This is a genomic window from Verrucomicrobiia bacterium, from assembly GCA_019634635.1.
In the GTDB taxonomy this organism is placed as follows: Bacteria; Verrucomicrobiota; Verrucomicrobiia; order Limisphaerales; family UBA9464; genus UBA9464.
On sequence record JAHCBB010000011.1, the window covers coordinates 51,877 to 74,264 of the forward strand.

Sequence of the window (22,388 nt, forward strand, 5' to 3'; positions counted from 1 at the left end):
GCTCGGGACTTTCGTAGCCAGTGGAGGGCTCTCCTCGGGACGTCGTCGGGTCGGCCGACGCCGCGGGCGAATGCCCTCACCAAGGACTTCGTGACAGTAGGCGGCGATGGCCGTCTTGCTGGTCGGCAAACAGTGCTGAGTCAGCAGTTCGGCGATGGCTCGATACGACGCCCGCTTCTGTCGCAACTCCAGGATGACATCCTTCGCCGGGGACAGTTCCTGGAAACGTTGTGGACGACGGGGTGTAAACTCCGCGACGGCGGCTCGGACAGCATTGGGATCGAAGGAGGACATGGCGGGACCTATCGGGAAGGCATCGTTGTGGCCTGCTTGGGGATTTCGGTGTGGACGGGCTCATGCCCGAAAGACAGTCGGGCGGACAGACCGCGCCCTGTCCGGGGCCGGACTGCGCTTACGAATGGGCATTGGTTAGGACGTGGACTGACGGGGTTCACGACCTCGGCGGCGGCGCGTCCGTGGATTGGCCAGGAACGCGCCTTCGTCCGTGGACAACCCGCGGCTGCGGACTGTCCATGACCTGTCGAGCGGCCTGGCCGCGGATCGCACGGGGACATGGCCGTGGATCTGCCATGCCCACCATTGGGCCGAGGCGACTGCCTACGCCGCGACAATTCCGCGGGCAACTGGCGACTGCTTCGCGGACACCAAACCCTACCGGCTGGTAGGAGTAGGGCGTCCCCTGTGTTCCAAGGATGAAAGGAAAGGCTCATGACAATCCCTTCGCGCATTGAATCCCGTGTCGCTTGGAACGAGCGAATTCCTGGCGGTGACCTGGCCTACGTTGTGGCAGCCATTGCGCTTTCTCCGCCTGCTCGGGCGTCACTGCAATCGCGTGAGGATCTCCGAAGTCGAGTCGCGCGGCCGTCTCTTCGGCCACAAGTTGGCTGGGGGCCTCGATAACAGTGCATGGCGAACCATCTTCGTCAGCACCGACGCTGTGTCCGGCATGGTAGATTCCCCAGAGTTGCTTCCGGGTTCTCGTGGGCTTCGGCGAATGCGCGCGCATGGAGACACTTGACCATGCCGACGAGAGCGGACGGTGTACGTGATACACAAAATGCATCCAGTTTCCAGCCAATGTCCCTGCCGTGGTCATTGCCAAGACACAGTACAGTCTTCGAAACGCAGAGAGTTACTTTAAGGAACACTTTTGCGTAGCCGACTGCCGAAACGCGCGCTGTCGCAGGCGTCGCAGACTGCCAAATCGGCCTCGTCAGCAGAACTTGTGGGTCAGGATGACGCACTCCACCAACAGGCGGGCCGGTCCTTTACGCAGGCTGGTGTCCGCCTACGGCAGGTTCGGATGCCAAGCACAACGGCCGATTGCTTGTGCGTAACCAAATCTCTCCGAAATAGTTGCGTCGACGCATCAAGGTGCGCTCCCCACGAATTCTGCTGACGAGGTGGAGAATCATTCCCTCGCGCTGCCCCAGTTCGAGCTTCTTGTGAAGCACCGCGATATTTGGTGTAATCCCTCTTGGCGAATGCCAAAATTTTCAGACGTCCCTGGCCGCGCTTTTCCTGATGGATGCGGGGATGAAAGCGAAGATGGGAAAGATGTGAACGCGAACACGCCCGACCGCAGCACCGCCGCCGCTTTTCCCCGGTATCTCACCGGCGAAGTGGTGGCCGACAGCGTGGCGCTCCGGTGGGAGGGGCTATATGCCCGGCGCCTGCAGCATCCGCGCGTAGTGGATCGTTTTCTCGTGCCAGCCACTCCTGAGCCTCACATTTCCTGCAACCTCCGGGGCGTGGCGGAGTTCCGTGAGCGAGACGTGGGAGGGGCGTGGATCTCGCGGCAAATCCACGCGGGTGAGCTGTTCGTGACCCGCTCAGTCACGCCCTACGAGGTGCGCTTCCAATCGCCACCCGGTGAAGAACTGGAGACACTTTCCCTCCACATCGCCGTCGAGCCATTCCTGGCCGCGCTCCAAACCCGCTATCCCGGCAAAGCAGACCGCGTTGAGGTCGTGGACTTCTTTGGTCCCGACGAAATCCTGTGGCCCATCTGCCTGACTTGTGCCGAATTTCTGGCCGCGCGGGTGCCGGGGAAGTCGCCTTGCGTCGCCGCGCTCACTCAGCTCTTCGCCGCGCATCTGGTGGAAAAATACACGGATGTCGCCGCCAAGACGCTGACTAATCGCGGCGGCCTGCCCATTCGCCAGCTCCGCAAGGTCGAGGACTACGTCGCTGCGCATCTCTCGGAGGAAATCTCGATCGAGCGCCTTGCCGAACTGGTGGAATTGAGTTCCTCCCACTTTGCCCATGTCTTCAAGGAGGCCACCGGCATGACTCCGTTGCAGTTCGTGACCCGCCAGCGCATTACGCGCGCCCAGCAGTTGATTCGCGAAACTTCGCGCAGTCTCATTGAGGTCGGGCTCGAAGTGGGTTACACCAGCCCGAGCCATTTTGCGCAAGTCTTCCGACGCGTGGTGGGCGTCACGCCGACGAAGTTTCGGAGTTCGCTTTAGATTCCCGCAGGATTGCGACAGGGGTCGCAGGATCGCGAGAGAACGATCCTCGAAGGTGAGGCATGGTCGCTGCCATGAAAACGAAATCGATTCGCAATCAATCCTTAAAAGCCATTGCTGGCACGGCTCTGGCCGCGGCCATTTCAACGTCCGAAGTGACCCGCGCGGCAGATCAACTCGCCTGGGACAAGACGTTTCCTCAAAGCGACCAGGTGAGCCATCAAAAGGTCTCCTTCAATAATCGGCTGGGGATCAATCTCGTCGCGGACCTCTATGTCCCGAAAAACATCGACCGTTCCAAAATGCATCCCGCGATTGTGGTCGGCGGCCCGTATGGCGCGGTGAAAGAACAAAGCGCCGGGTTGTATGCTCAAGCGATGGCAGAGCGCGGCTTTGTGACCATCGCCCACGATCCCTCCTACAACGGCGAGAGTGGCGGCCAACCGCACTTCACCGCCTCGTTCGAAGCGTTGATCGAAGACTTCAGCGCGGCCGTTGATTTCCTGGGCACGAAGCCCTTTGTGGATCGGGAGCGCATCGGCGTACTTGGCGTCTGCGGCAGCGGGAGTTTTGGTTTGGCTGCGGCGGAAACCGACCCGCGCATCAAGGCGGTGGCAACGGTGAGCATGTATGACATCGGCCAGGCACACCGCCAAGGTCTCGCTGAGAATGTGGATACCGCTGCGCTCAAAAAAAATCTGGTCGAAATTTCGAAGCAACGTTGGGCGGAAGTGGATGGCGCCGTGCGCACGATGTCCATCGGAACGCCGCAAACACTGACCGACAAGTCGTCCGAAATCGACCAAGAGTTTTACGACTATTACCGCACACCGCGCGGCCAGCACCCCCGTTCTTCAACGGCCTTTTGGCGGACCAGCGGCGCCCAAATGATGCTATTCTGGTCATTCGATCATCTGGATTGGATTTCACCGCGACCCGTTCTGTTTATCACCGGAGACCAGGCACATTCACGCATCTTCAGCGAACACGCGTTTAAAAAGGCCTCCGAGCCCAAGGAACTTTTTGTCGTTCCCAATGCCGGACACGTCGATCTCTACGACCGCGTAAACTTAATCCCGTGGGACAAGCTCACATCCTTCTTCACCGGACATCTGAAATAGGCGCGACGAAAAGGTGTTCAAACGACAAATAGACTATGAAACGAGAGCACAAGGAATCGCGAAGACAGTTTATCCAAAAATCAGCCGTCTTTGGGACAGGCATCCTCATCGCTGGACCCGGAGGGCAGCGGCTCCTGGCGCAAGGCAATCAACCCTCGATCCCATAAAAAGAGTCGCATCAAAAGGCTACCCCGCGCGAGACATGTCGGGGAAGCTGAGCCCATAGACGTTCGAGCGCTGGCCGGTCGGTGATGAGGATATTCTCATCGGCATTAAGTTTTCTGGCATCTGCCATTCAGACATCCATCAGCTTCGCGGCGAATGGGGCCTCAGAAATATCCGCAAGTTCCGGGGCACGAGATTGCCGGAGTCGTCGCGGCGGTCGGCAAAAACGTGACCAATCATGTCGGCGTCGGCTGTATGGTGGACAGTTGCGGAACGTGCGAGAGCTGTCAGCATGGAGAGGGACAACATTGCGACAATAGTGCCACGGTTTTCACCTACGGCAATCCGAAGGGATCCTCTCTCCACTAGCACCGACGCTGTGTCCGGCATGATAGATTCCCGAGAGTTGCTTCCGGGGCCTCGTGGGCATTCGGCGAATGCGTGCGCATGGAGACACTTGACCATGCCGACGAGAGCGGACGGTGTACGTGATACACAAAATGCATCCAGATTCCGGGCAATATCCTCGCCGTGGTCATTGCCAAGACACAGTACAGTCTTCGAAACGCAGAGAGTTACTTTAAGGAACACCTATGCGTCGGCGATTACTACGACCAGGGGCAACGAGTCACCGGGGAGTGGGTTGGCGAGGCAGCAAAGCAACTGGGCCTGCGCGGAGAAGTCCTCGCGGCGGACTTTCTACGGCTCTGCGAAAACCAAGATCCGTCTACAGGAGAGACCCTCACCGTCCGGCTGAAGTCCACCCGCATCGAGGACGATCAAGTGAAGGCAAACCGTCGGATCTTCTTCGACTTCACCATCTCGCCTCCCAAGTCGGTGTCCATCGCAGCCCTGATCGGAGGAGACACGCGAATCGAAGCGGCCCACCAGCGCGCGGTGCGCTCGGCCCTGATGGAGTTGGAGCCTTTCGCTGCCACCCGCGTCCGACTGGCTGGGAAAAGCGACCATCGTATCACAGGGAACATGGCTGCGGCCCTGTTCACCCACGACACCTCCCGAGCATTGGATCCGCACCTGCACACCCACTGCATCGTCTTCAACGCCACCTACGACCCGAAAGAGAACCGCTGGAAGGCCTTGGAGAACCGTGAACTCCTGCGGGCACGCCGATACGTCGAATCGGTGTACTACCATGAATTGGCGCGCCAACTACAGGCATGCGGCTACCAGATCCGAAACCAGATTCGCGGGGATTTCGAGATGGTCGGCGTTCCGGAGGAGATGTGCATCCGGTTCTCCAAGCGGCATGCTCAGATTGATCGTGCGTTGGACGCTTTGCTTCAGGAACGGCCCGAGTTGAGTGGGGCCAATCTGAAGGAGTTGAGAGAATGGCTGGCAATCAAAGGACGTCAGCGAAAACAACCGACGCTTTCCCGAAGTGAACTCGGGACCCTGTGGGCCAGCCAAACAACTCCGGCTGAACGCGAACAAATCCGACAATTGTCGGCGAACAGCCCCTCGCCTGCACTAACTGTCAGTGATGACCAGATTCTGCGGGAGGCCGTCCAATGGTCCGAGGATCACCTCTTCGACCGGCACTCCGTTGTCCCTGAATTCCAAATCTGGCAGGAAGCATTGGACAGGCTTCGAGGCCGCCAAGTTCCCGCGCCCGATCTCAAGAGGATCACGGCCGCCCGTGGGTACATTCGCGATGAACATCGTCCCTTCGAAGTGACCCTCCGGCAGGTCCTGGCTCGGGAGTGGGAAATCGTCCAAATCGCCAAGAATGGCCATGGTGAATGCACGCCACTGATTGACGAGCCACGGCCGTTGCCGGTGGAACTGGACGACGAGCAGCGGCAGGCGCTCCACCGCCTGCTCACGTCCACCAACCTCGTCAGCCTCTTTCGCGGGGGCGCTGGCACTGGAAAAAGCTTCGTCCTGCGACATCTGGTCAAAGAGGTCCAGTCCTGCGGACGAGTGGTCGTCATTTTGGCACCGCAACGCCAGCAGGTCGTCGAGATGGAACGAGACGGCTTTCCTGCGCCACAGACCGTCGCGAGCTTTCTCCGCAGCCGCGAACTACCCAGAGGCGCCCTCGTGGTGGTGGATGAGGCCGGCCAGATCGGCGGGCAACAGATGCTGGACCTCCTGAGGACCGTACGGGAGCGCAACGCCCGAGTGCTCTTGTCCGGCGATACCCGCCAGCACGGCCCGGTGGAGGCTTCCGACGCTCTGGTCGCCATCGAGAGATTCTCGGGCGTCCGCCCCGTGGAACTGCACACCATCCGTCGGCAGGACCCGTCCCTCGGCCGCGACGAACTCCAAAGGCGGCAGATTCGGGACTACCGCAAGGCCGTCGAAGCCGCAGCGAACGGAAAACTTTCGGAGTCGTTCGCCAGACTGGATGCAGCAGGGTCCGTGGTCACCTGCGGGCTTGCAGACCAAGTGGAGAAACTCTCCGAGGAATACGTCCGGATCCATGAGCAAAACGCCTCGGCGGTCGTCGTTTCCCAGACCTGGACGGAAGTTCACCGGGTAAATGCCTCGATCCGGGAAGCTCTCAAGGCCAAAGGGCTGTTGGGTCACTCCGAAGCGTTGGTCCACTCACTGGATAGACTCGACCTCACCAACGCTCAGAAGCGAGATCACCGGTTCTACCCGCCCGAAGCCCTGATCCTCTTTAACCAGAAGGTTCGTGACACGGAACCCGGAAAGACGGGCACACTGGCTGGAATCGTCTCTGGCGGTGTTCTGGTGGAGGTCGAGGGCCGGTTCGTCTCCATCCCGAACCGCCTTTTGGATCGGATCTCCGTTTGTCGTCCTCACCAGCTTACCGTGGCCACAGGCGACCGTCTGCACCTGAAGGCTAATCGCCGGTTGACCTCGGGAAGTCGGGTTGCCAACGGCGAATTGGTTGCCGTGAAGGCAGTTCGTTCCGATGGCGCTGTGGAACTCGACGACGGGCGGGTGTTGGACAGTAGCTACCGGGAGTTCTCCCCCGGCTACGCGATCACTTCCTATGGCTCCCAAGGCAAGACCGTGGACTACGTTCTGTTCTCCGACTCGACGATCAAGGCCGCGACCAACGCGCAGCAGTGGTATGTGACCATCTCTCGCGGCCGCCGAGGAATCCGCATTTTCACGCCGGACAAGGAACAGTTGCGCGAGAACCTCACCCGGTCGGGGCACCGGCGTCTGGCCCTGGACCTTGCGCCGGGACTGGTCTCACAGCCGCGCCGCCGGCTTTGGGACAGGCTCCATGGGCATCTGCTGCGATTCGGTCGGCAAGCGGCAGACCGTCTTGTCCGCCTGAAACCGCTTCGTCATCGGCACAAGTCAACCGTTCCACGCCATGAACACCACCAAACCACCTGAATGCTGGGCGAGTGACGCCAATGCGCGCTCCATCCGTGTTGAAATCGGACCCGGAAAAGCCCTGCTGCTGCCCTTCGACCAGTTTGTTTTCGCCGAATGCCAGTCCGAGGAGAAGGAACAGCAGCTTCGCCTGGTCTTTGCCACGCACGAGGTTGTCGTGCGTGGACAGTCGCTTCGGCGAATCGAGACGGCGATGCAGCGCCTGGAGTTGTCCCATTTGGCGTGCCTCCCAGGCAGCTACCGTAACCTCGTCGCCGATGGTCAACCCTTCATTCGCGAAATCGCCGTTCACGAAGTGAAAGACAGCGAGTCCACAGCGATGACGCCGTCGAGTTGATCAAAGGGAGTCTTGCACAATTCCTCAAATATATTGAGGATCTGTGCGTGGCTAAGAAACGCGATTCCTTTGCTGCCCTGATGAGCATTGCCCAGGACCAACAAGGCTTCTTCGCCACGAAGCAGGCCATTGAAGCGGGCTATGCCGACAACACCCATCCTTACCACGTCCGGACTGGGAATTGGGAGCGGATTTGGCGCGGGATTTATCGCCTGCGCCACTATCCCTGGCCGGAGGACGGCGACAAAGTGGCCTGGTACCTATGGTCGAGGGGGCGGGACGAGAAGCCTGTGGGCGTGTATTCGCACGAGACGGCACTGAGTCTCTTCGACCTTGGTGACTTCAATCCGGCCGACATGCACATGACCGTACCGCCGACGTTCCGTCGAAATGGCCCGGTTCCCAAAGGCGTCGTTCTCCATCGCGGGACCGTGCCGGCAAAGGAATTCACCCGTCTGCGGGGATTTGCCGTTTGCCGTCCGCTGCGGGCCTTGGTGGATCTGGCCAAGTTCCATCCCACCTCGGTGGAAGATCTGCGCCGGGTGGCGTCGGAGGCCCGCCGGCGAGGGCTGATCACCGAACAGGAGCTGGAAGCCAAACGCAAGCAATGCGGAACGGATCTCATTGAAAAATAGGCAATGGTAGCACTGCGCTCGGCTCATGGCGACGTGGATTGGAGGTTGTCCGGCACCCGTGGTGACTCGCTGCAACCACACTGCTCCGTTCCGCAGAGGCCACATTCGCCAAGCAGGGGCAGATGGGGACGGACCGAGTATTTCAAGCCGAACGGTTTGATGGCCTTCTCCCGAATGTGCGCTATGGCGTCACTCACGGAGTCAGTTGCGTAAACCAACCCCAGATCTCCGGGACTGATTGCTCCGGCGCGGGCCGTTTTCTGAAGAAACCCAAGCAGTTCGCGCCAATAGTCGGTGCCCATGACAACGATGGGGAAGTTCTCAATCTTGCCGGTTTGGATGAGAGTGAGCGCCTCGAACAGTTCGTCCACCGTGCCTGCCCCTCCGGGGAAAACAACGAAGGCGAAGCTGTATTTCACGAGCAGCGTCTTGCGGACGAAGAAGTAGTGCATCGTCACACAACGGTCGAGGTAGGCATTGGACTGCTGCTCGAACGGGAGTTCGATATTGCACCCGACCGAACGACCGCCCGCGTCCTTTGCTCCGCGATTGGCCGCTTCCATGATGCCAGGCCCGCCGCCCGTCATCACCGTGAAGCCGATCCGAACGAGGGCCGCGCCCATTTGCCTGGCGAGTTCGTAATGCTGGTCGGACTCGCGCGTCCGCGCGGACCCAAACACCGTAACGCACGGCCCAACAAAATGCAGGGCACGAAATCCGCGAAGGAAATCACGCATCACACGCAACAACTGGACAAACTCACTCGTGCGCGAGCGCGGTCCTTCCAGCATCCAGTGATCCGCCCCGGTGCATGCGCAGCCTGGCCGAATTGCGGGAGCCAGTTCCGATTCTCGCAGGGCGGACGGGGTATTGACTAGTTTGTAACCCATAAATAATCCACTTGGCCGACTCCTATTTCTTCTCCATGCCCACCGTAACACCGGCGTCCCGGCAAGTGGCACAGCAGAAGACCGACTCGCTGCCACGGGCGTTGCAGGTGTGCCGCACCCCTTCCTTCAAGCTGAATCCAGTGCTGGTTTTCCTGATGGTGGATTTGCAGCCTGGACAGTAATGCCGGCGTTCAAATGGCGTGACGAACGACTGCAGAGCCTTTAGAGGTTGGCGTTGAGCACCGTCTTGCAATTGGTGCAGACCATCGCAACTGCGTCGCCTTTCTGATGCTCGTCTGGCTCCCCGTGTTGGCGACATTGGGGAGCCGAATGAACACTTGTTCATGTGTGACCTGTGGGCCGGATGAAGCACAGCCACCATCAGCATGAGCGCCAAGCCAAAAACCAGAACTGAGTAAGTGGGATGCTGGTTCTTCGCAATCGGCCCATTCTCTCTTGTCGATTGTTCATGTGATTGGGGCTCCTTGAAATTCCTCGTCGGTCGAAATCCCATCTTTCCTCAGGTTTCGCACGCATTTCACGGCTTCCAGCACCGCCAACGGAATCGCTGAGACTAGGAGCAGCATGAGACAGTCGGAGATGTCCATTGCCGATGTCTTCAGAAAGCGGCCCAACGTCTCGTTGTGATGGCTCCAGACTTGCAGGCCAAATGAAAGGCTCACGATGAGTAGGAGGTTAATGTTGGAAAGAAGTGGAATGCGCCAGACAGGTTTCGTCTCGCTGCGGCAGCCAAAGGAGCGGAGCAGTTCGGCGAACACCAACACCGCAAAGGCGTGGGTGCGGGCGAGTTCTTCGGTCTCAGTCTTCAAGCCGTAGAGGTAAACGGCGAACGATACACCCGCTGTGAGGAATCCGGTGAGGAACATGGTGCCGAGGAAACCGTGGTCGGTGATGCGCTCAGACCGGCGTCGCGGTTGGCGCTTCATCACGTCGGGGTCGATGGGGTCGGTGGCAAGGCATAACGCGGGCAGCCCATCGGTGACGAGGTTGATCCAAAGTAGGTGAATTGGCAGCAGCGGCACGGGCAAGCCGACAACGACACATACAGTCATCAAGAGCAATTCACCACAGTTGCCGGCGAGGAGGTACTGAAGTGTCTTGCGGATGTTGTCGTAAATGCCGCGACCTTCCTCGACGGCGGCGACGATGGAAGCAAAGTTGTCGTCGGTGACAATCATGTCCGACGCCTGCTTCGTGACCTCAGTGCCGCTGCGGCCCATCGCAATGCCGATGTCGGCGCCCTTGATGGCGGGCGCGTCGTTCACGCCGTCGCCAGTCATTGCTACCACTGCGTCGTTCGCCTTCCACGCCCGGACGATGCGGAGTTTGTGTTCCGCGGTGACGCGCGCGTAAACATCAACTTTGGGCGATTGTTGGCGTAATTCGCCGTCCGACATCTTGTCCAACTCGACGCCCGAGATCGCCACGTCGTCGCCCGACGCGATACCGAGTTCTCGCGCTATCGCCGTCGCGGTGTGCGGGTGGTCGCCGGTAATCATCACCACGCGAATTCCCGCGGCGCGGCATTTCGCCACGGCTTCCTTTGCCTCGGCGCGTGGCGGGTCATACATGCCAGCTAGGCCGACGAACACGAGGTCGCGCTCGACCTCTTCGGGAGTGAGACGGGCGGGTGAACTCTCGTCCAAGTCGTGATAAGCGGAGCCGAGCACTCGCAGGGCTTGTTGTGCCATTGCGGTGTTCTGCGACGAAACGCGGTGCCGGTCGGCTTCAGTCAGCGTGCGAACATCCGTGCCGTTGTAGATCTTCGTGCAACGCGATAGCAGCAAGTCGGGGGCGCCGTTGATGAAGGCGCGCAACCGGCCGTCGGGCATCCGGCGAATCACCGTGCGGCGCTTGCGGTCGGAGTCAAACGGGATTTCGTGATGCTTTGGGAATTCCTTTTCGATACGCTCCTTGTTACCTCCAGCTTTGTGGCCGCTGGCGAGCAAGGCACCTTCCGTTGGGTCGCCAATGACGCGCCAGGTGCCCTCTTCGAGGACAAGATGAGCGTTGTTGCAACCGACCAGAACGGTCGCCAGTTCGAGCAGCGGTCCGGCGTGCCGCGCGTCCGACGCCTTTCCTTCAAAGCGCACTTCGCCATTTGGCTCGTAACCTTCGCCGGTGACTTCGTAGGTTTGGCCTGCGACATATAGTGCGCGTACGGTCATCTCGCCTACGGTCAGCGTGCCGGTCTTGTCGGTGCATATCACTGTGGTTGAGCCGAGGGTTTCGACTGCGGGTAGTTTCCGCACGAGCGCGCGACGCCGTGACATGCGCATTACACCGAGCGCGAGGGAGACGGTGACGACGGCGGGCAATCCTTCCGGGACTGCGGCGACCGCGAGGCTCACCGAGGTCATGAACAGCTCGAAAAACTTCATCCCGCGAAGCAGCCCCAGCACAAACAACAAGGCGACAATGCCAAGCGAAGCCCAAACAAGGATGCGTCCAAAGGAATCCAGCTTCTGCTGAAGCGGCGTGCTCGCCTCCACACCCGCCTCTTCAATCAGTCCAGCGATGCGGCCAATCTCGGTGTTCATCGCCGTGGCCACGACGACGGCACTTCCTTGCCCGGTGGCGACGCTGGTTCCCATGAAGACCATGTTCTCGCGGTCACCGAGCGGGATTTCACCCTTGTCCAAAGTTAGCGGCTGCTTCGCCACCGCATCCGACTCACCCGTCAACGTGGACTCGATGCACTTGAGAGAAGAGGCTTCGAGCAGACGGGCGTCAGCGGCCACGAGGTCGCCCGCTTCCAGTTCGATGATGTCGCCTGCGACGATTCCAGATGCGGGAATGGAACTGACTCTGCCATCTCGCCGCACCTTCGCTTGTGGCGCGGTCAACTTCTTCAACGCGGCGATGGACTTTTCCGCGTTGAACTCCTGGTAGAAGCCGATGACGGCGTTGAGGATGACGATGGCGAGAATGGCAATGGCGTCCACCGTTTCGCCCAGCACGCCGGAGATAACGCCGGCTGCGATGAGAATCCAGATGATAAGGCTCTTGAACTGGCTGAGGAAAATCTGCCACGAACTGATGCGCTTGCCTTCTTTCAGCTCGTTCGACCCGTTGGCCGCGAGGCGTTGGGCGGCTTCCTGAGCGGGAAGTCCGGTCGCTGTGGAGCCAAAATACGCCAGGACTTCCTCGGCAGACTGGCTGTGCCAGGCTTTGCCCTTTGGTTCTGAGGCTGTGGCGGGCGCCGTGATCATACGACGACACTTGTCGCAGGGATACGTCGCGCCCGTTTCCATTTCCACTCCTCGACAGCGCAGAACAAACACGGGGCGATGAAAATGGTGATGAACAGGCTGACGACCATGCCGCCGACGGACGGGATGGCCATCGGCTGCATCACATCGGAACCGCGTCCGGTGGCCCAGAAGATGGGCATGAGACCGAAAATGGTGGTCGAGAGCGTCATCAGGCAGGGGCGGATTCGCTTCAAGCCCGCTTGCAGCACCGCGTCGCGGATGTCTTGCACCGAACCAAAAGTCGCCTTGTCGAAAACCTGTTCGAGATACGTCGAGATGACCACACCGTCGTCGTCCACGACGCCGAACAGGACGAGAAACCCGACCCACACGGCGATGGAGAGGTTGGCACCCCAGAGTGCGAGCATGATGAAACCACCAGAGGCAGAAACCAGGATGCCGAAGTAAATGATGGGCGCGATCCACCAACGCTCGAAGCCAAGGTAAAGCATCACAAACATGATGAAGAGGCAGACTGGAATGAGAATGCTCATGCGCTTCGTGGCGCGGACCTGGTTCTCGAACTGGCCACTCCATTCCCAGTAATAGCCGGCAGGCAGCTTGAGCCGGCCATCACGCACGGCGCCCTGGAGTACCTTCTCGGCGTCTTCGACCACGCTCACTTCGTCGCGGTCGCGCGTGTTCATCGTCACGTAGCCGACGAGCAGGCCGCGTTCGCCTTTGATTTCCTGCGGGCCGAGGACGCTCTTGATGGTGAGGACTTGCGCGAGGGGGATTTGCGCGCCGCTACTGCTCGGCACCAGGATCTTCTCCAACTCAGGGATGTCTTCACGGAACTCGCGCAGATAGCGGACACGAATCGGGTAGCGCTCGCGGCCCTCGACTGACTCCATGATGTTCATGCCGCCGATGGCGATTTCGATGACATCCTGCACGTCGCGGATGTTGACGCCGTATCGAGCGATTCGGTCGCGGTCGATTTCAAATTGGAGATACGGCTTGCCCACAATGCGGTCGGCCACAATGTCTGTTGCGCCGGGGACATGTTTGAGCAGTTGTTCAATCTCCAGACCGATGCGCTCGATTTCCTTCAGGTCGCTCCCGTAAATTTTCACGCCCATCATGGCGCGGAAGCCGGTTTGCAGCATGACCAGTCGCGTCTGGATCGGTTGCAGGAATGTCGGCAGCACGCCGGGAATGGCTGTCTTCTCCTGAAGCTCGGTGAGGATTTCGCCCTTCGTGATAGCCCGATGTTCGGGCCAGAGCCAGGTGAGCGGTTTCTTCAGCCAAGCCGGCCACTCGGAGAACACGCGCTTCACTGGAATGTGCCGCCACTCGGACTCCGGCTTCAGTATGATGATGCTTTCCATCATGCCAATGGGAGCTGGGTCGAGCGCGGACTCGGCGCGGCCCAGCTTACCAACAACGGACTCCACTTCGGGCACGCTCGCGATGGCCATGTCCTGCTTCGCGTTGACTTCGACGGCGGGGCCGAGTCCGGCTTGAGGCAGAAGGGAGGGCATGTAGAGGAATGACCCTTCGTCGAGCGGCGGTATGAACTCGCGCCCAATACCCGGCAGGATGCGACGCTCCTTCAACACGGCGAGGCCCGATGCGCTTCCGGCGTCACGAGTCTTGGGGTCCTGGCGTCGCCAGAGGAACCGCCGATGAACCGAACCGTCCGGCCGCTTTACCTTCTGCCAGCGCAACTGGTCTAACTCCACCAGCGGGCGTGTCACCGCATTGGTTTCCTTCAGATACATCGCCTGCTTCAGCTCAGGCGAGGCTTCCTGGCGGGCGAAGAGATTGATGGCCCAACCCACGGGCGCGAGGGTCTTCCCAATACCAAGCCAGATGGTCAAGCCGGTGAAGAGAATCGTCACGGGCGCGATGAGAAAGGTTTTCTTGTGCGCCAGAATCCAGCGCAGCGTCGGCGTGTAAACCCTCGCGACGCCACGGGACACCGGGTTCTCCTCCAGCGGCAGAAACCGCTCACGCGTCATGCGCACGAAGGCCAACGCGACGATCACGCCGACGACCACCGACATCGGCCAGCCGCTGTAATGGCTCCCGGCCATCGCCCACATGAACGTGGCATGAGCGGCGAAGACCGAAACCAGGCCAAGCGTACCGGCGATAATCCACACCGTGCGCTTCGACCATTTCACCGGGCGGAACAGGAAGTAACACAGAAGCGGCACCACTGTAAGAGCGAGGACCACTGAGCCGCCAATGGCGAAGGTCTTCGTGAACGCAAGCGGGCGGAAGAGTTTGCCTTCCTGATCAGTGAGGAAGAATACCGGAATGAAGGAGACCAGCGTGTTCGACACGGCAGTGACGATGGCTCCGCCGACTTCGGAAGCGCCGTCGAAGACTTTCTGGAAATGACTCTTCTCTTTGTCACCCGTGGCGATGTGACGGTAGATGTTCTCCGTCATGATGATTCCCATGTCGCCCACGTCGCCAATGGCGATGGCGAGACCCGCCAGCGACATGATGTTGGAATCAACGCCGAAGACATACATGAGGATGAAGCAAATCCCAACCGAGAGTGGCAGCGTGACGATGACCGAGATCGTGCTGCGGAAATGCAGCAGGAAGATGAGGATGACAGCGCTGGCCATGAGGGCTTCTTCGAGCAACGCCTCCTTCAGCGTGTCGATGGTCTCCTTCACGATGTCCGTGCGGTCGTAGAAGGAAACGATTTTGACTTTCGAGACGCGGCCATTAGCAAGTGTCTTCTGCGGCAGGCCCGGCTCCAGTTGCTTGATTTTCTCCTTCACCCGCTCGACGACATCGAGCGGGTTTTCGCCGTAACGCATCAGCACCACACCACCCACGGCTTCGACGCCAGCTTTGTCCAGCGAGCCGCGACGGAATTCCGGGCCGAGGCTCACGGTCGCGACGTGCTTGACCTGGATGGGCGTGCCCTTCTCCTGCCGGATGACGACCTTTTCCAAATCCTCGACCGACTTGATGAACCCGACTCCGCGAATGAAGAACTCAACGCCATTTCTCTCCAGCACCTTGCCACCCACGTCGATGTTCGACTTCCGCACCGCCTCGTAAACATCCATCAAGGTGACGCGATGGGCGCGGAGTTTGTCGGGGTGAACGTCGATTTGATACTGCTTCACGAAGCCGCCGATGCTTGCGACCTCCGAGACGCCATCGACGGAGTTAAGTTGGTAGCGGAGATACCAGTCTTGAATAGAACGCAGTTCGGCGAGATCGAAGCCCTCCGCTTCGACGGTATACCAAAAGACCTGTCCCAACGCCGTCGCGTCGGGGCCGATGACCGGCACCACGCCCGTGGGCAAACGCTGCTGCGCGACATTCATCCGCTCGATGACGCGGGAGCGCGCCCAATAGTAATCGACGTTATCCTTGAAAATGACGAAGACCATCGCGAAGCCGAAGCCGGACATGCTGCGAATGGTCTTCACGCCCGGCGTGCCGGTGAGGCTCGTCGTCAACGGATAAGTGACCTGATTATCGACATCCTGCGGTGAGCGCCCCGGCCAGTCTGCGTAAACGATGACCTGCTTCTCGCCAATGTCCGGAAGGGCATCGACCGGTGTTTGCGTTAGCGCATAGTAGCCGCCAGCGGCAATCGCCCCCACTCCAAGAATGACGAGAAAGGCGTGCTTGAGGCACCAGTGTATGACGGCGTCAATCATGGCTCACGGCTTGTGTTGGTCGTGGCCTTGTGGCTTGGCGCCGCTCGCGGAGCGAGCCGGCGGGGGAGAGGCCCCGCCGTGTTGATGCCCGGCGACGGCGGCCTGACCCTCCTTGTAGAACAGGCTGGGCAGACCGCGAATTTGGGATTGGCTGTCGAGCAGAAAGCTCCCGCGCACCGCTACCATGTCGCCCTCGCTCAAACCGCTCAGGACAGGATAGGAGTCATCAGTGCGCGGGCCGGTCACAATCTCAACCGGAGAAAACTGGCCCTTGGGTTTCTCGACATACACGAGCTTGCGCACACCGCTGTCGAGCACGGCGGACACGGGCACGGAAAGCAGTTGGTCGCCTTCCAGCCTCGCACTCGCGGGCACGCCGGGAATCTGGACGAGCTGCATCCTGCAAACCGGGCACTCGCCGCCCTGCGGCAGCACCACGAGCGGGTGCATGGGACAACTCCATTGACCTTCAACCCCGGTGGGTGCGGGTTTGCCGTCCGCCACTAGCTCGGCGCGAATCACCGCGCTGACATACATGCCTGGCTTCAGCGTGCGCCCGGTGTTGTTGATGTTGAGCAGCACTTTCACAGTGCGCGTCTCCTCGTTGAGCACCGGGCTGATAAACCAGACGCGGCCGGAAAAGCTCTGGCCTGGGATGGCCTCGGATTTGGTTTCGACCATCTGCCCGTATTGAATCCACGGCAGCTCGGATTCGTAGATGTCGAGATAGACCCAGACGGATTCGAGATTGGCGAGCCGATAGAGCATCTCACCTGGCTTCACCATTGCCTTCTGCACGACCATCTTTTCCGTGACTGTCCCGTGAATCGGCGAGAAGAGCGTGATGCGGTCGCTAACCTTCTTTTTCAGCACGAGGTCGTCCACCTGTTCCTGGGTGAGACCCCAGAGCAACAGTTTGCGCTTGGCCGACTCGACGAGGCTTGCGTTACCCTTGCTGTCCAACGCGACGAGCAATTCCTGTTGGGCCACGAGCAGATCGGGGCTGTAAATCTCCACCAAATGATCGCCGGCCTTCACTTCGATGCCGGTATAATCCACGAACAACCGCTCCACGTAGCCCTCGACCCGAGTGGTGATGTTCGCAAGCGCCGCCTCATTGTATTGCACCTTGCCGACCACACGAATCTCTCGGCTCATCTTGCGGCGCTCAACGGGCGCGGTCTCAACACTCGCCATTGCACGGGCGTGCTCGGACAGCTCCAGCATCGACTCCGAAGCCGCCAGAGTCGCGTTGGTTGTCGCGGGCTGTGCCACCGGATTCGCGGAGATCAACGGCATCGAGCAAATGGGACACTTGCCCGGTTTCGCCACGCGCACCTGCGGGTGCATCGAGCAGGTCCAGATTTGTCCGGTTGCCTCAGCCATGCTGTCGGGGCCTTCGTCAGAAGACTTGTTCAAGAGCAGGACGGCACCACTAGCGACAACAACTGCCGCAAGTGCGATGAGAAGGTTTCTCTTGGTGAAAATGCGTTTCATGGTTTCCGTTCCTTTCCGGGAATTGCGCCGGGCGGTAATACTGGCGCACCGGCCGGTGGCACGCCGAGAATGAGCAGCGACAGTTCGGCCAGCGCCAGTTCGCGTTGGACGCGCGTTTCAACTTCGGACAACTGGAACCCCAAAAGCGTCCGCTCGGCATCGAGCAGGTTGAGAAAATCCACTTTGCCGGAGACGTAGCCCGACTGAGCGACTTCCAGCGACTGCCGGGCCTTCAGCAGGAGCCGTTCAGTGAGTAGTTCAAGATTGCGAGTTGCTTCACGAAACATGAACGACTTCTCGGCAAACTCGACCGCCAGTGCGATCTGTTCAGCGGACAACCGGGCTTCGCTGGCACGTTTTCCAGCTTGCGCCTCGGCAATCTGCGTGGCGATTTTGTCGCGCCAGATGGGAAGGGTGACGCCGAGTTGAGGCGTCACGAAGATTGGGGATGCCTTGACATCCGCCTCGACACCGACACTGAAGTCGGGCACGCGGGCCTTGTAAGCCAGCCGAATCGAGGCGTCGGCGCGACGCACTTCGGCTTCCATTGCTTTCAAACGTGGATTACGGGCGAGAGCTGTTGCGAACAATTGGTCGGAAGTCAGATCTAGCGATGTGGACTCGAACTTCTGCGGCACTGGAGGTGCGGTGTCCGCAGCTTTCAGACCCAGCGCGGCCTTGAACTGCGCTAACAGCGGATTCCGGGAGTCTTCGAGGTTAGTGATCTCGGTCGTGATCCGTTCCAGCTCGATTTGCGCCCGCAAGACATCCTGCAAAGTGACCTTGCCGACTTCATTCTGCGCGCGCGCTAGTCTCTCGATTTGTTCAACGAGCTGGAGCGTGTCCCGATTCACGCTCACTTTTGCGTCGAGGAAGTGGAGCTGGTAGTAGGACTTCTTCAGCTCGAAGGCGGTCTGTAGTATCGCATTCTCAAAAACAAAGTATCTTGCCTCGCTTTCCGCGGTGGCCACGTTCGCCGTCCACTTCAATTTGCCTGGGCCAGGGAAATCCATCATCAACCCAGGCATCAGTGTCATCACCATGTCCGCAATGTCGCTCTGAAAAGTCAGACGAGGGTCAGGCAGCGAACGTTCGACCGTGATGCGCCGCACGGACGAGGCCCAATCGAAGTAAGCGGCCTCGACCTGCGGCTGGTTGAGGATTGCAAAGAGCAGAAAATCATGTAGCGGCGTATTCGTGCCGAGCCTGGGTAGCGGGGATCGTCCATCAGCGGGACGATAGCTTTGTTCGACAGTTGTTTGGGTCTGCTGTGCCCGCTTCTCACCTTCGGTTCGCACCCCTACACAACCCGGCGTTAACACCAAGCCCGCTATGGCGGTGGCAGTCAGCATCACCGAGCCGGTGACGCGATGTAGGGATGATTTCACTGGCAGTCTCACTTGCGCACCGCGTGGCATTCAGCGGGGGCGCTCTTGGCACTTACCTCTCGCAGGACGTTCTGGCCGTATTCTCGCCGATAATACACACGAACGGTTTGTCCCTGTTCAATTCCGCCATGGGCGCACCCGCCTCGGTGCGAAAACCGTGTGCTGTCGTTCCATATAAAGCTTTTCGCAGCGGCTCCGGGCTTCGGCTGGATCGAGATAGAACGGGTGGCGCAATTGATCCCCGTGACCACGCCGATTTCCAGGTGAGCAGTAGGGGGAAACGCACGAGCTTTCGGACTCGCGGTGAGCAGTGCGCCGACTGCCAGGGCGATGAGGTCGAGTCGGGATTTCATACTTCGGTCCTCTTCCGATTGGTGGTGTGAAGACGAACCTCGACCACCGCGTTCGCGGTACCGAATGGATTCGAGATGAGTTCGCTGGCCGCCGGGTCGTCCACCCAATGGCCGTCCACGACAAATCGGTATTCGTAGCGACCAGGAGGCAGCGCGAGTTCTTTGGCCCACTGTCCGTCCTTCAACCGAATCATCGGCGTGACGGTTGGGTGCCAGTCGTTGAATGAGCCGGCGATGCAAACTTCCTGTGCGGTCGGGTGCGTCAGCGCGAAGCAGACACGGCCGGTGCGACCAGCGGCTCCTTTCGCGGCGGCATTGGCTTTGGTTTTCATTGCGATGTTTCTCCTGAAGGTTGCGGGCTGATTACTCGACGGGGGCGACCTCGAACTTTTTCTCCATCCCCTTTGTTGCGATCATTCCGCTCATGCTGGTTCAGCGGCAGGCCAAGCGCTCCGGGCCACAACTGACGAGGGTGTGGACGGCTGTACTGGTCTTGGCTTTGCCGTGGCTGGAAACGACCCACGTGTCCCCGCATCGTTTGCATTCATCCGTGGAAATCCGTTTGGTAGGAACGCCACCGGCGAACAACGTCTGCCCATCCGCACCTTTGGTGGGTAAGTTGTCTTTGACTTCCAACACTTGATCCATGCATCTCGCGTACGACATCGGCTTATAGTCGAACCGCGTGGAGTTTGGCTCGACCAAAGTTCCGCTCGACCAGAGCAGTCGGGTAGCGCCATTCCCCAGCGCATTTGCCATGCCGGCAATGGCAGCAAAGAAAGCCAAGGCGATAGTTGTCCCCCACAAGTGGGCTAGTGTGTTGATGCGATTGGTTCTCATAGTTTGTCCCTTTTGGTTTGTTGTTCACGAACGTCTCGCGTTCATCCCTTGCTATACCTGAACCCGTATCCTTCGCTTGAGCATTTGTTCTCGAAACCTCGCCCGACTTTGTTATTTGCTGGCGGGTGGGAAGAAAACCGAAGCGGCGGTGAAGACTTCACCCACCGCTTCGGTACAAGGCACACCTTACTTTTTCTCCTTGTCCATTCCCTTCGTTGGAAGACTACCAGGCTTGGTCGCGCAGCAAAAGGCCGAGTCGTCGCCGCACGCATTGCAACTGTGCTTCAGGACGGTTTCCTTGGCCTTGCCGTGGCCGGTCACTTCGATGGTCGAGTTGCAGCCTGCGCAAGCATGAGTGCCGATCAGCTCTTTGGGCTGGCCCCTTTCCATGAGGATTTGGGCGCCCTTCACGCCCTGCTTGACGCGCGTGACATACACGGTCTTGCACTTGGCGCAGACCATCGCGAACGTGGCATCCGGCTTGAGGGCGTCGGCTTCCGCCTTGGTTTCGATCTTGTGAAGCATCAGCAGATGTTCCGCTCCCTTCATCGGCTTCATATTTTCTGCCGCATTGAGGTTGTTTCCGGGCAGCCACGCCGCGAGGGCGAACGCCATCGCAATCCCGGTCCCGATGAGGCTGTGTTTAACTGTTTTCATTATTTTTCCTATTGTTTGTTGTTGTGCCTGCCTCGAGCCAACTGGTTCGCTGGCCCGAAATTGAATGGGTTGCTGTTATTCCTGGCCGTGCGTCATGACTCCGGAGTGAACGTGTGAGACTACGAGTGCCGACCTGGCATGTAGTTGATGTAATGAAAGCACTTCAATGACTCCGCGTCCGAGACGGAGTACTCCTTGCTCCTCAAGCTCACGAGTTGCCCGAATGGCTGATTCCGTCGTTGTGCCGGCGAGTTCCGCGAGAGTGGCGCGAGTTTCCGGAATGATCCGGCCAAACTTCTCGTGGAGCCGGCAGAGAATCGTGGCCACGCGCACCGGCAGTTCTTCCAACGCCAGCCCGCGCATGGCCACGGACTGGCACAGCTTGAGGCATGTGTCTTGGAGCAGAGCCGTTTGCAATGTCGGATTGCCGTCGAGTTCATCCAGCAGAATTGAAAGCGGAAATGCCAACAATCGAGTCGCCTTAACCGCGACGGCCGTGGCGGGTTGAACGGGTTGGTCGCGGTAAAACACGACTCCGAAAAGTTCCCCCGGCAACAGAATATCCACCAGCAGCACTTGGCCCTTCGTGGTGTGTCGCACCAGCTTGACTTCCCCTTTGACGATGAGCCATCCGTGCTGGGCAGGCTGACCTTCCCGGCAGATGGCTGCCGCCGGGAGAATTTCCCGCAGGCCGCTATGGGCGACCAGATGCTTCCAGTTGATCTGTCGGAACTGGGACAGCACGGGATGCTGACGCAACCTCTCCTCCAGAGCGTCTGGTATCCGGCTTTTGCGGTTGATGTTCTTTTTCGTCGTCATAGTCGTACGCGTGCAATCACTTCCGGGGACATCGAGGCATGCCTCCATCGCCGCGGCTGAATTTCGCTGGCTCGTGCCCGCAGCGGCGGGCCACTCGGCGTGTGGAATCTCTCTTCATGCCTTGGCATCGGCTGACTACCGCGAACGGACGCAATAGCTTCTACCGGAAGAGGCGTTGTGTGTATGATCCAGATCATATTCCGGTGGAGTTCCGACCGTTCCGCGCTTTGAGCGCAGCATGGAGGGTGGCGACCAGTCTATCCGGCCCCTCCTGCTTGGCGACGAACGCCGCCGCGCCCGCCGCGCGAGCCAGCCGTTCGGTACGTTGCACGTCGAACATCGTGGTGGCGACGACGGGAAGCGCCGGATTTTGCTCATGGATGGCCTTGATGAAGTCCAGCCCGCTGGAAGATTTCAGTTGAATGTCCGTCAGCACGATGTCGGGCCGCGCGGAGACCACTGCTGCCAGTGCAGCCTGCGCGTCCTCCGCATGCCCGCACACCGTGAGGTCCGCTTCACGCTCGATGGCTTCCACGAGGCTACGGCGCATCAGTGGATGATCCTCGATTAAGAAAACTCTACTTTTCATACTCTTGCATCCGGTTCGCCGTACGAGTCAGGTTGCGCCTTTCGTGTCCGCCAACCGGATTGGTTGAGGTTTGTTGGAACAGTGCTCTCGTTCGCACGTGCCCATTATTGCGTTCGCGAAGGCGGAAGGTATCGGCGGGGAAGCCGTTCGCGCATAGGGCTCGGAAGTCGCGCCGGATAAGGAAAATGCTTATGGCTGTGCGAGCCCACCTGCCAATCCCTGGTGTCTCGAATTTTCATTGGAATCACCAACCGTTCGGGTGGTCTGCTGGTGGCTTTTGCTGCCGCGTTGCTATCAGTATTCAATCCGGGTGGATTCCGTATGGTTTGAGAAAGCGTTCGCAGGCCGGC

17 protein-coding genes and 1 pseudogene are annotated in these 22,388 nt (G+C 59.6%); 7 read left to right on the forward strand and 11 right to left on the reverse strand.

Translation table 11 applies throughout. From position 1 onward, the window contains the following. Positions 1–1,580 precede the first annotated feature (1,580 nt). The 6 genes and pseudogenes from KF791_09725 (at position 1,581) to KF791_09750 (ending at position 8,089) form a co-directional block, all read left to right on the forward strand. Positions 1,581–2,492 (forward strand): helix-turn-helix transcriptional regulator, encoded by a 912-nt coding sequence (locus KF791_09725; protein ID MBX3732861.1) that lies wholly within the window; start codon positions 1,581–1,583, stop codon positions 2,490–2,492. Positions 2,493–2,566: 74 nt separating this feature from the next. Further along, complete coding sequence (locus tag KF791_09730) at positions 2,567–3,613, forward strand: alpha/beta hydrolase (protein ID MBX3732862.1); 1,047 nt, start codon at positions 2,567–2,569, stop codon at positions 3,611–3,613. Between the two features lie 259 nt (positions 3,614–3,872). After that, positions 3,873–4,147 (forward strand): annotated as a pseudogene (locus KF791_09735) (alcohol dehydrogenase catalytic domain-containing protein). 162 nt (positions 4,148–4,309) lie between these two features. Continuing rightward, entirely contained in the window at positions 4,310–7,117 is a 2,808-nt protein-coding gene (locus tag KF791_09740) for a relaxase domain-containing protein (GenBank protein MBX3732863.1), read from the forward strand. Next, a complete protein-coding gene (locus KF791_09745) occupies positions 7,095–7,454 on the forward strand; it encodes a hypothetical protein (protein MBX3732864.1) in 360 nt (119 codons plus the stop codon). Before KF791_09740 ends, KF791_09745 begins: the two co-directional genes overlap by 23 nt. Beyond that, positions 7,451–8,089, forward strand: a complete 639-nt coding sequence (locus KF791_09750) for a type IV toxin-antitoxin system AbiEi family antitoxin domain-containing protein (protein ID MBX3732865.1) — start codon at positions 7,451–7,453, stop codon at positions 8,087–8,089. The genes KF791_09745 and KF791_09750 overlap by 4 nt, the downstream gene beginning before the upstream one ends. Before the next feature lie 23 nt (positions 8,090–8,112). On the opposite strand, the gene KF791_09755 is transcribed toward KF791_09750, so the two are convergent. After that, the gene (locus KF791_09755; GenBank protein ID MBX3732866.1) at positions 8,113–8,880 is read right to left on the reverse strand and encodes a TIGR00730 family Rossman fold protein; all 768 of its coding nucleotides are present in this window, start codon (positions 8,878–8,880) and stop codon (positions 8,113–8,115) included. Between the two features lie 110 nt (positions 8,881–8,990). Here KF791_09755 and KF791_09760 point away from each other — a divergent pair, with 110 nt between their 5' ends. Then, the gene (locus KF791_09760; GenBank protein ID MBX3732867.1) at positions 8,991–9,161 is read left to right on the forward strand and encodes a hypothetical protein; all 171 of its coding nucleotides are present in this window, start codon (positions 8,991–8,993) and stop codon (positions 9,159–9,161) included. Between the two features lie 285 nt (positions 9,162–9,446). On the opposite strand, the gene KF791_09765 is transcribed toward KF791_09760, so the two are convergent. The 10 genes from KF791_09765 to KF791_09810 all read right to left on the reverse strand — a co-directional run bounded on the left by KF791_09765 (position 9,447) and on the right by KF791_09810 (position 21,999). Further along, positions 9,447–12,212: a cation-translocating P-type ATPase gene (locus tag KF791_09765; GenBank protein MBX3732868.1), complete on the reverse strand. Its 2,766-nt coding sequence runs from the start codon at positions 12,210–12,212 to the stop codon at positions 9,447–9,449. Beyond that, on the reverse strand, positions 12,209–15,895 hold the full coding sequence (locus KF791_09770) for an efflux RND transporter permease subunit (GenBank protein ID MBX3732869.1): 3,687 nt from the start codon (positions 15,893–15,895) through the stop codon (positions 12,209–12,211). The genes KF791_09765 and KF791_09770 overlap by 4 nt, the downstream gene beginning before the upstream one ends. A gap of 3 nt (positions 15,896–15,898) precedes the next feature. After that, positions 15,899–17,392 (reverse strand): efflux RND transporter periplasmic adaptor subunit, encoded by a 1,494-nt coding sequence (locus KF791_09775; protein MBX3732870.1) that lies wholly within the window; start codon positions 17,390–17,392, stop codon positions 15,899–15,901. Then, the gene (locus KF791_09780) at positions 17,389–18,780 is read right to left on the reverse strand and encodes a TolC family protein (GenBank protein ID MBX3732871.1); all 1,392 of its coding nucleotides are present in this window, start codon (positions 18,778–18,780) and stop codon (positions 17,389–17,391) included. Before KF791_09780 ends, KF791_09775 begins: the two co-directional genes overlap by 4 nt. Positions 18,781–18,788: 8 nt before the next feature. Continuing rightward, positions 18,789–19,133, reverse strand: a complete 345-nt coding sequence (locus KF791_09785) for a hypothetical protein (protein ID MBX3732872.1) — start codon at positions 19,131–19,133, stop codon at positions 18,789–18,791. Next, entirely contained in the window at positions 19,130–19,465 is a 336-nt protein-coding gene (locus KF791_09790; GenBank protein MBX3732873.1) for an isoamylase early set domain-containing protein, read from the reverse strand. The genes KF791_09785 and KF791_09790 overlap by 4 nt, the downstream gene beginning before the upstream one ends. Before the next feature lie 100 nt (positions 19,466–19,565). Then, positions 19,566–19,973, reverse strand: a complete 408-nt coding sequence (locus KF791_09795; GenBank protein MBX3732874.1) for a hypothetical protein — start codon at positions 19,971–19,973, stop codon at positions 19,566–19,568. A gap of 186 nt (positions 19,974–20,159) precedes the next feature. Continuing rightward, on the reverse strand, positions 20,160–20,630 hold the full coding sequence (locus tag KF791_09800; protein ID MBX3732875.1) for a hypothetical protein: 471 nt from the start codon (positions 20,628–20,630) through the stop codon (positions 20,160–20,162). 75 nt (positions 20,631–20,705) lie between these two features. Continuing rightward, positions 20,706–21,449, reverse strand: coding sequence for a Crp/Fnr family transcriptional regulator (locus KF791_09805; GenBank protein ID MBX3732876.1), 744 nt, complete (start codon positions 21,447–21,449; stop codon positions 20,706–20,708). 193 nt (positions 21,450–21,642) lie between these two features. Further along, on the reverse strand, positions 21,643–21,999 hold the full coding sequence (locus KF791_09810; protein MBX3732877.1) for a response regulator transcription factor: 357 nt from the start codon (positions 21,997–21,999) through the stop codon (positions 21,643–21,645). Positions 22,000–22,388: the final 389 nt, after the last annotated feature.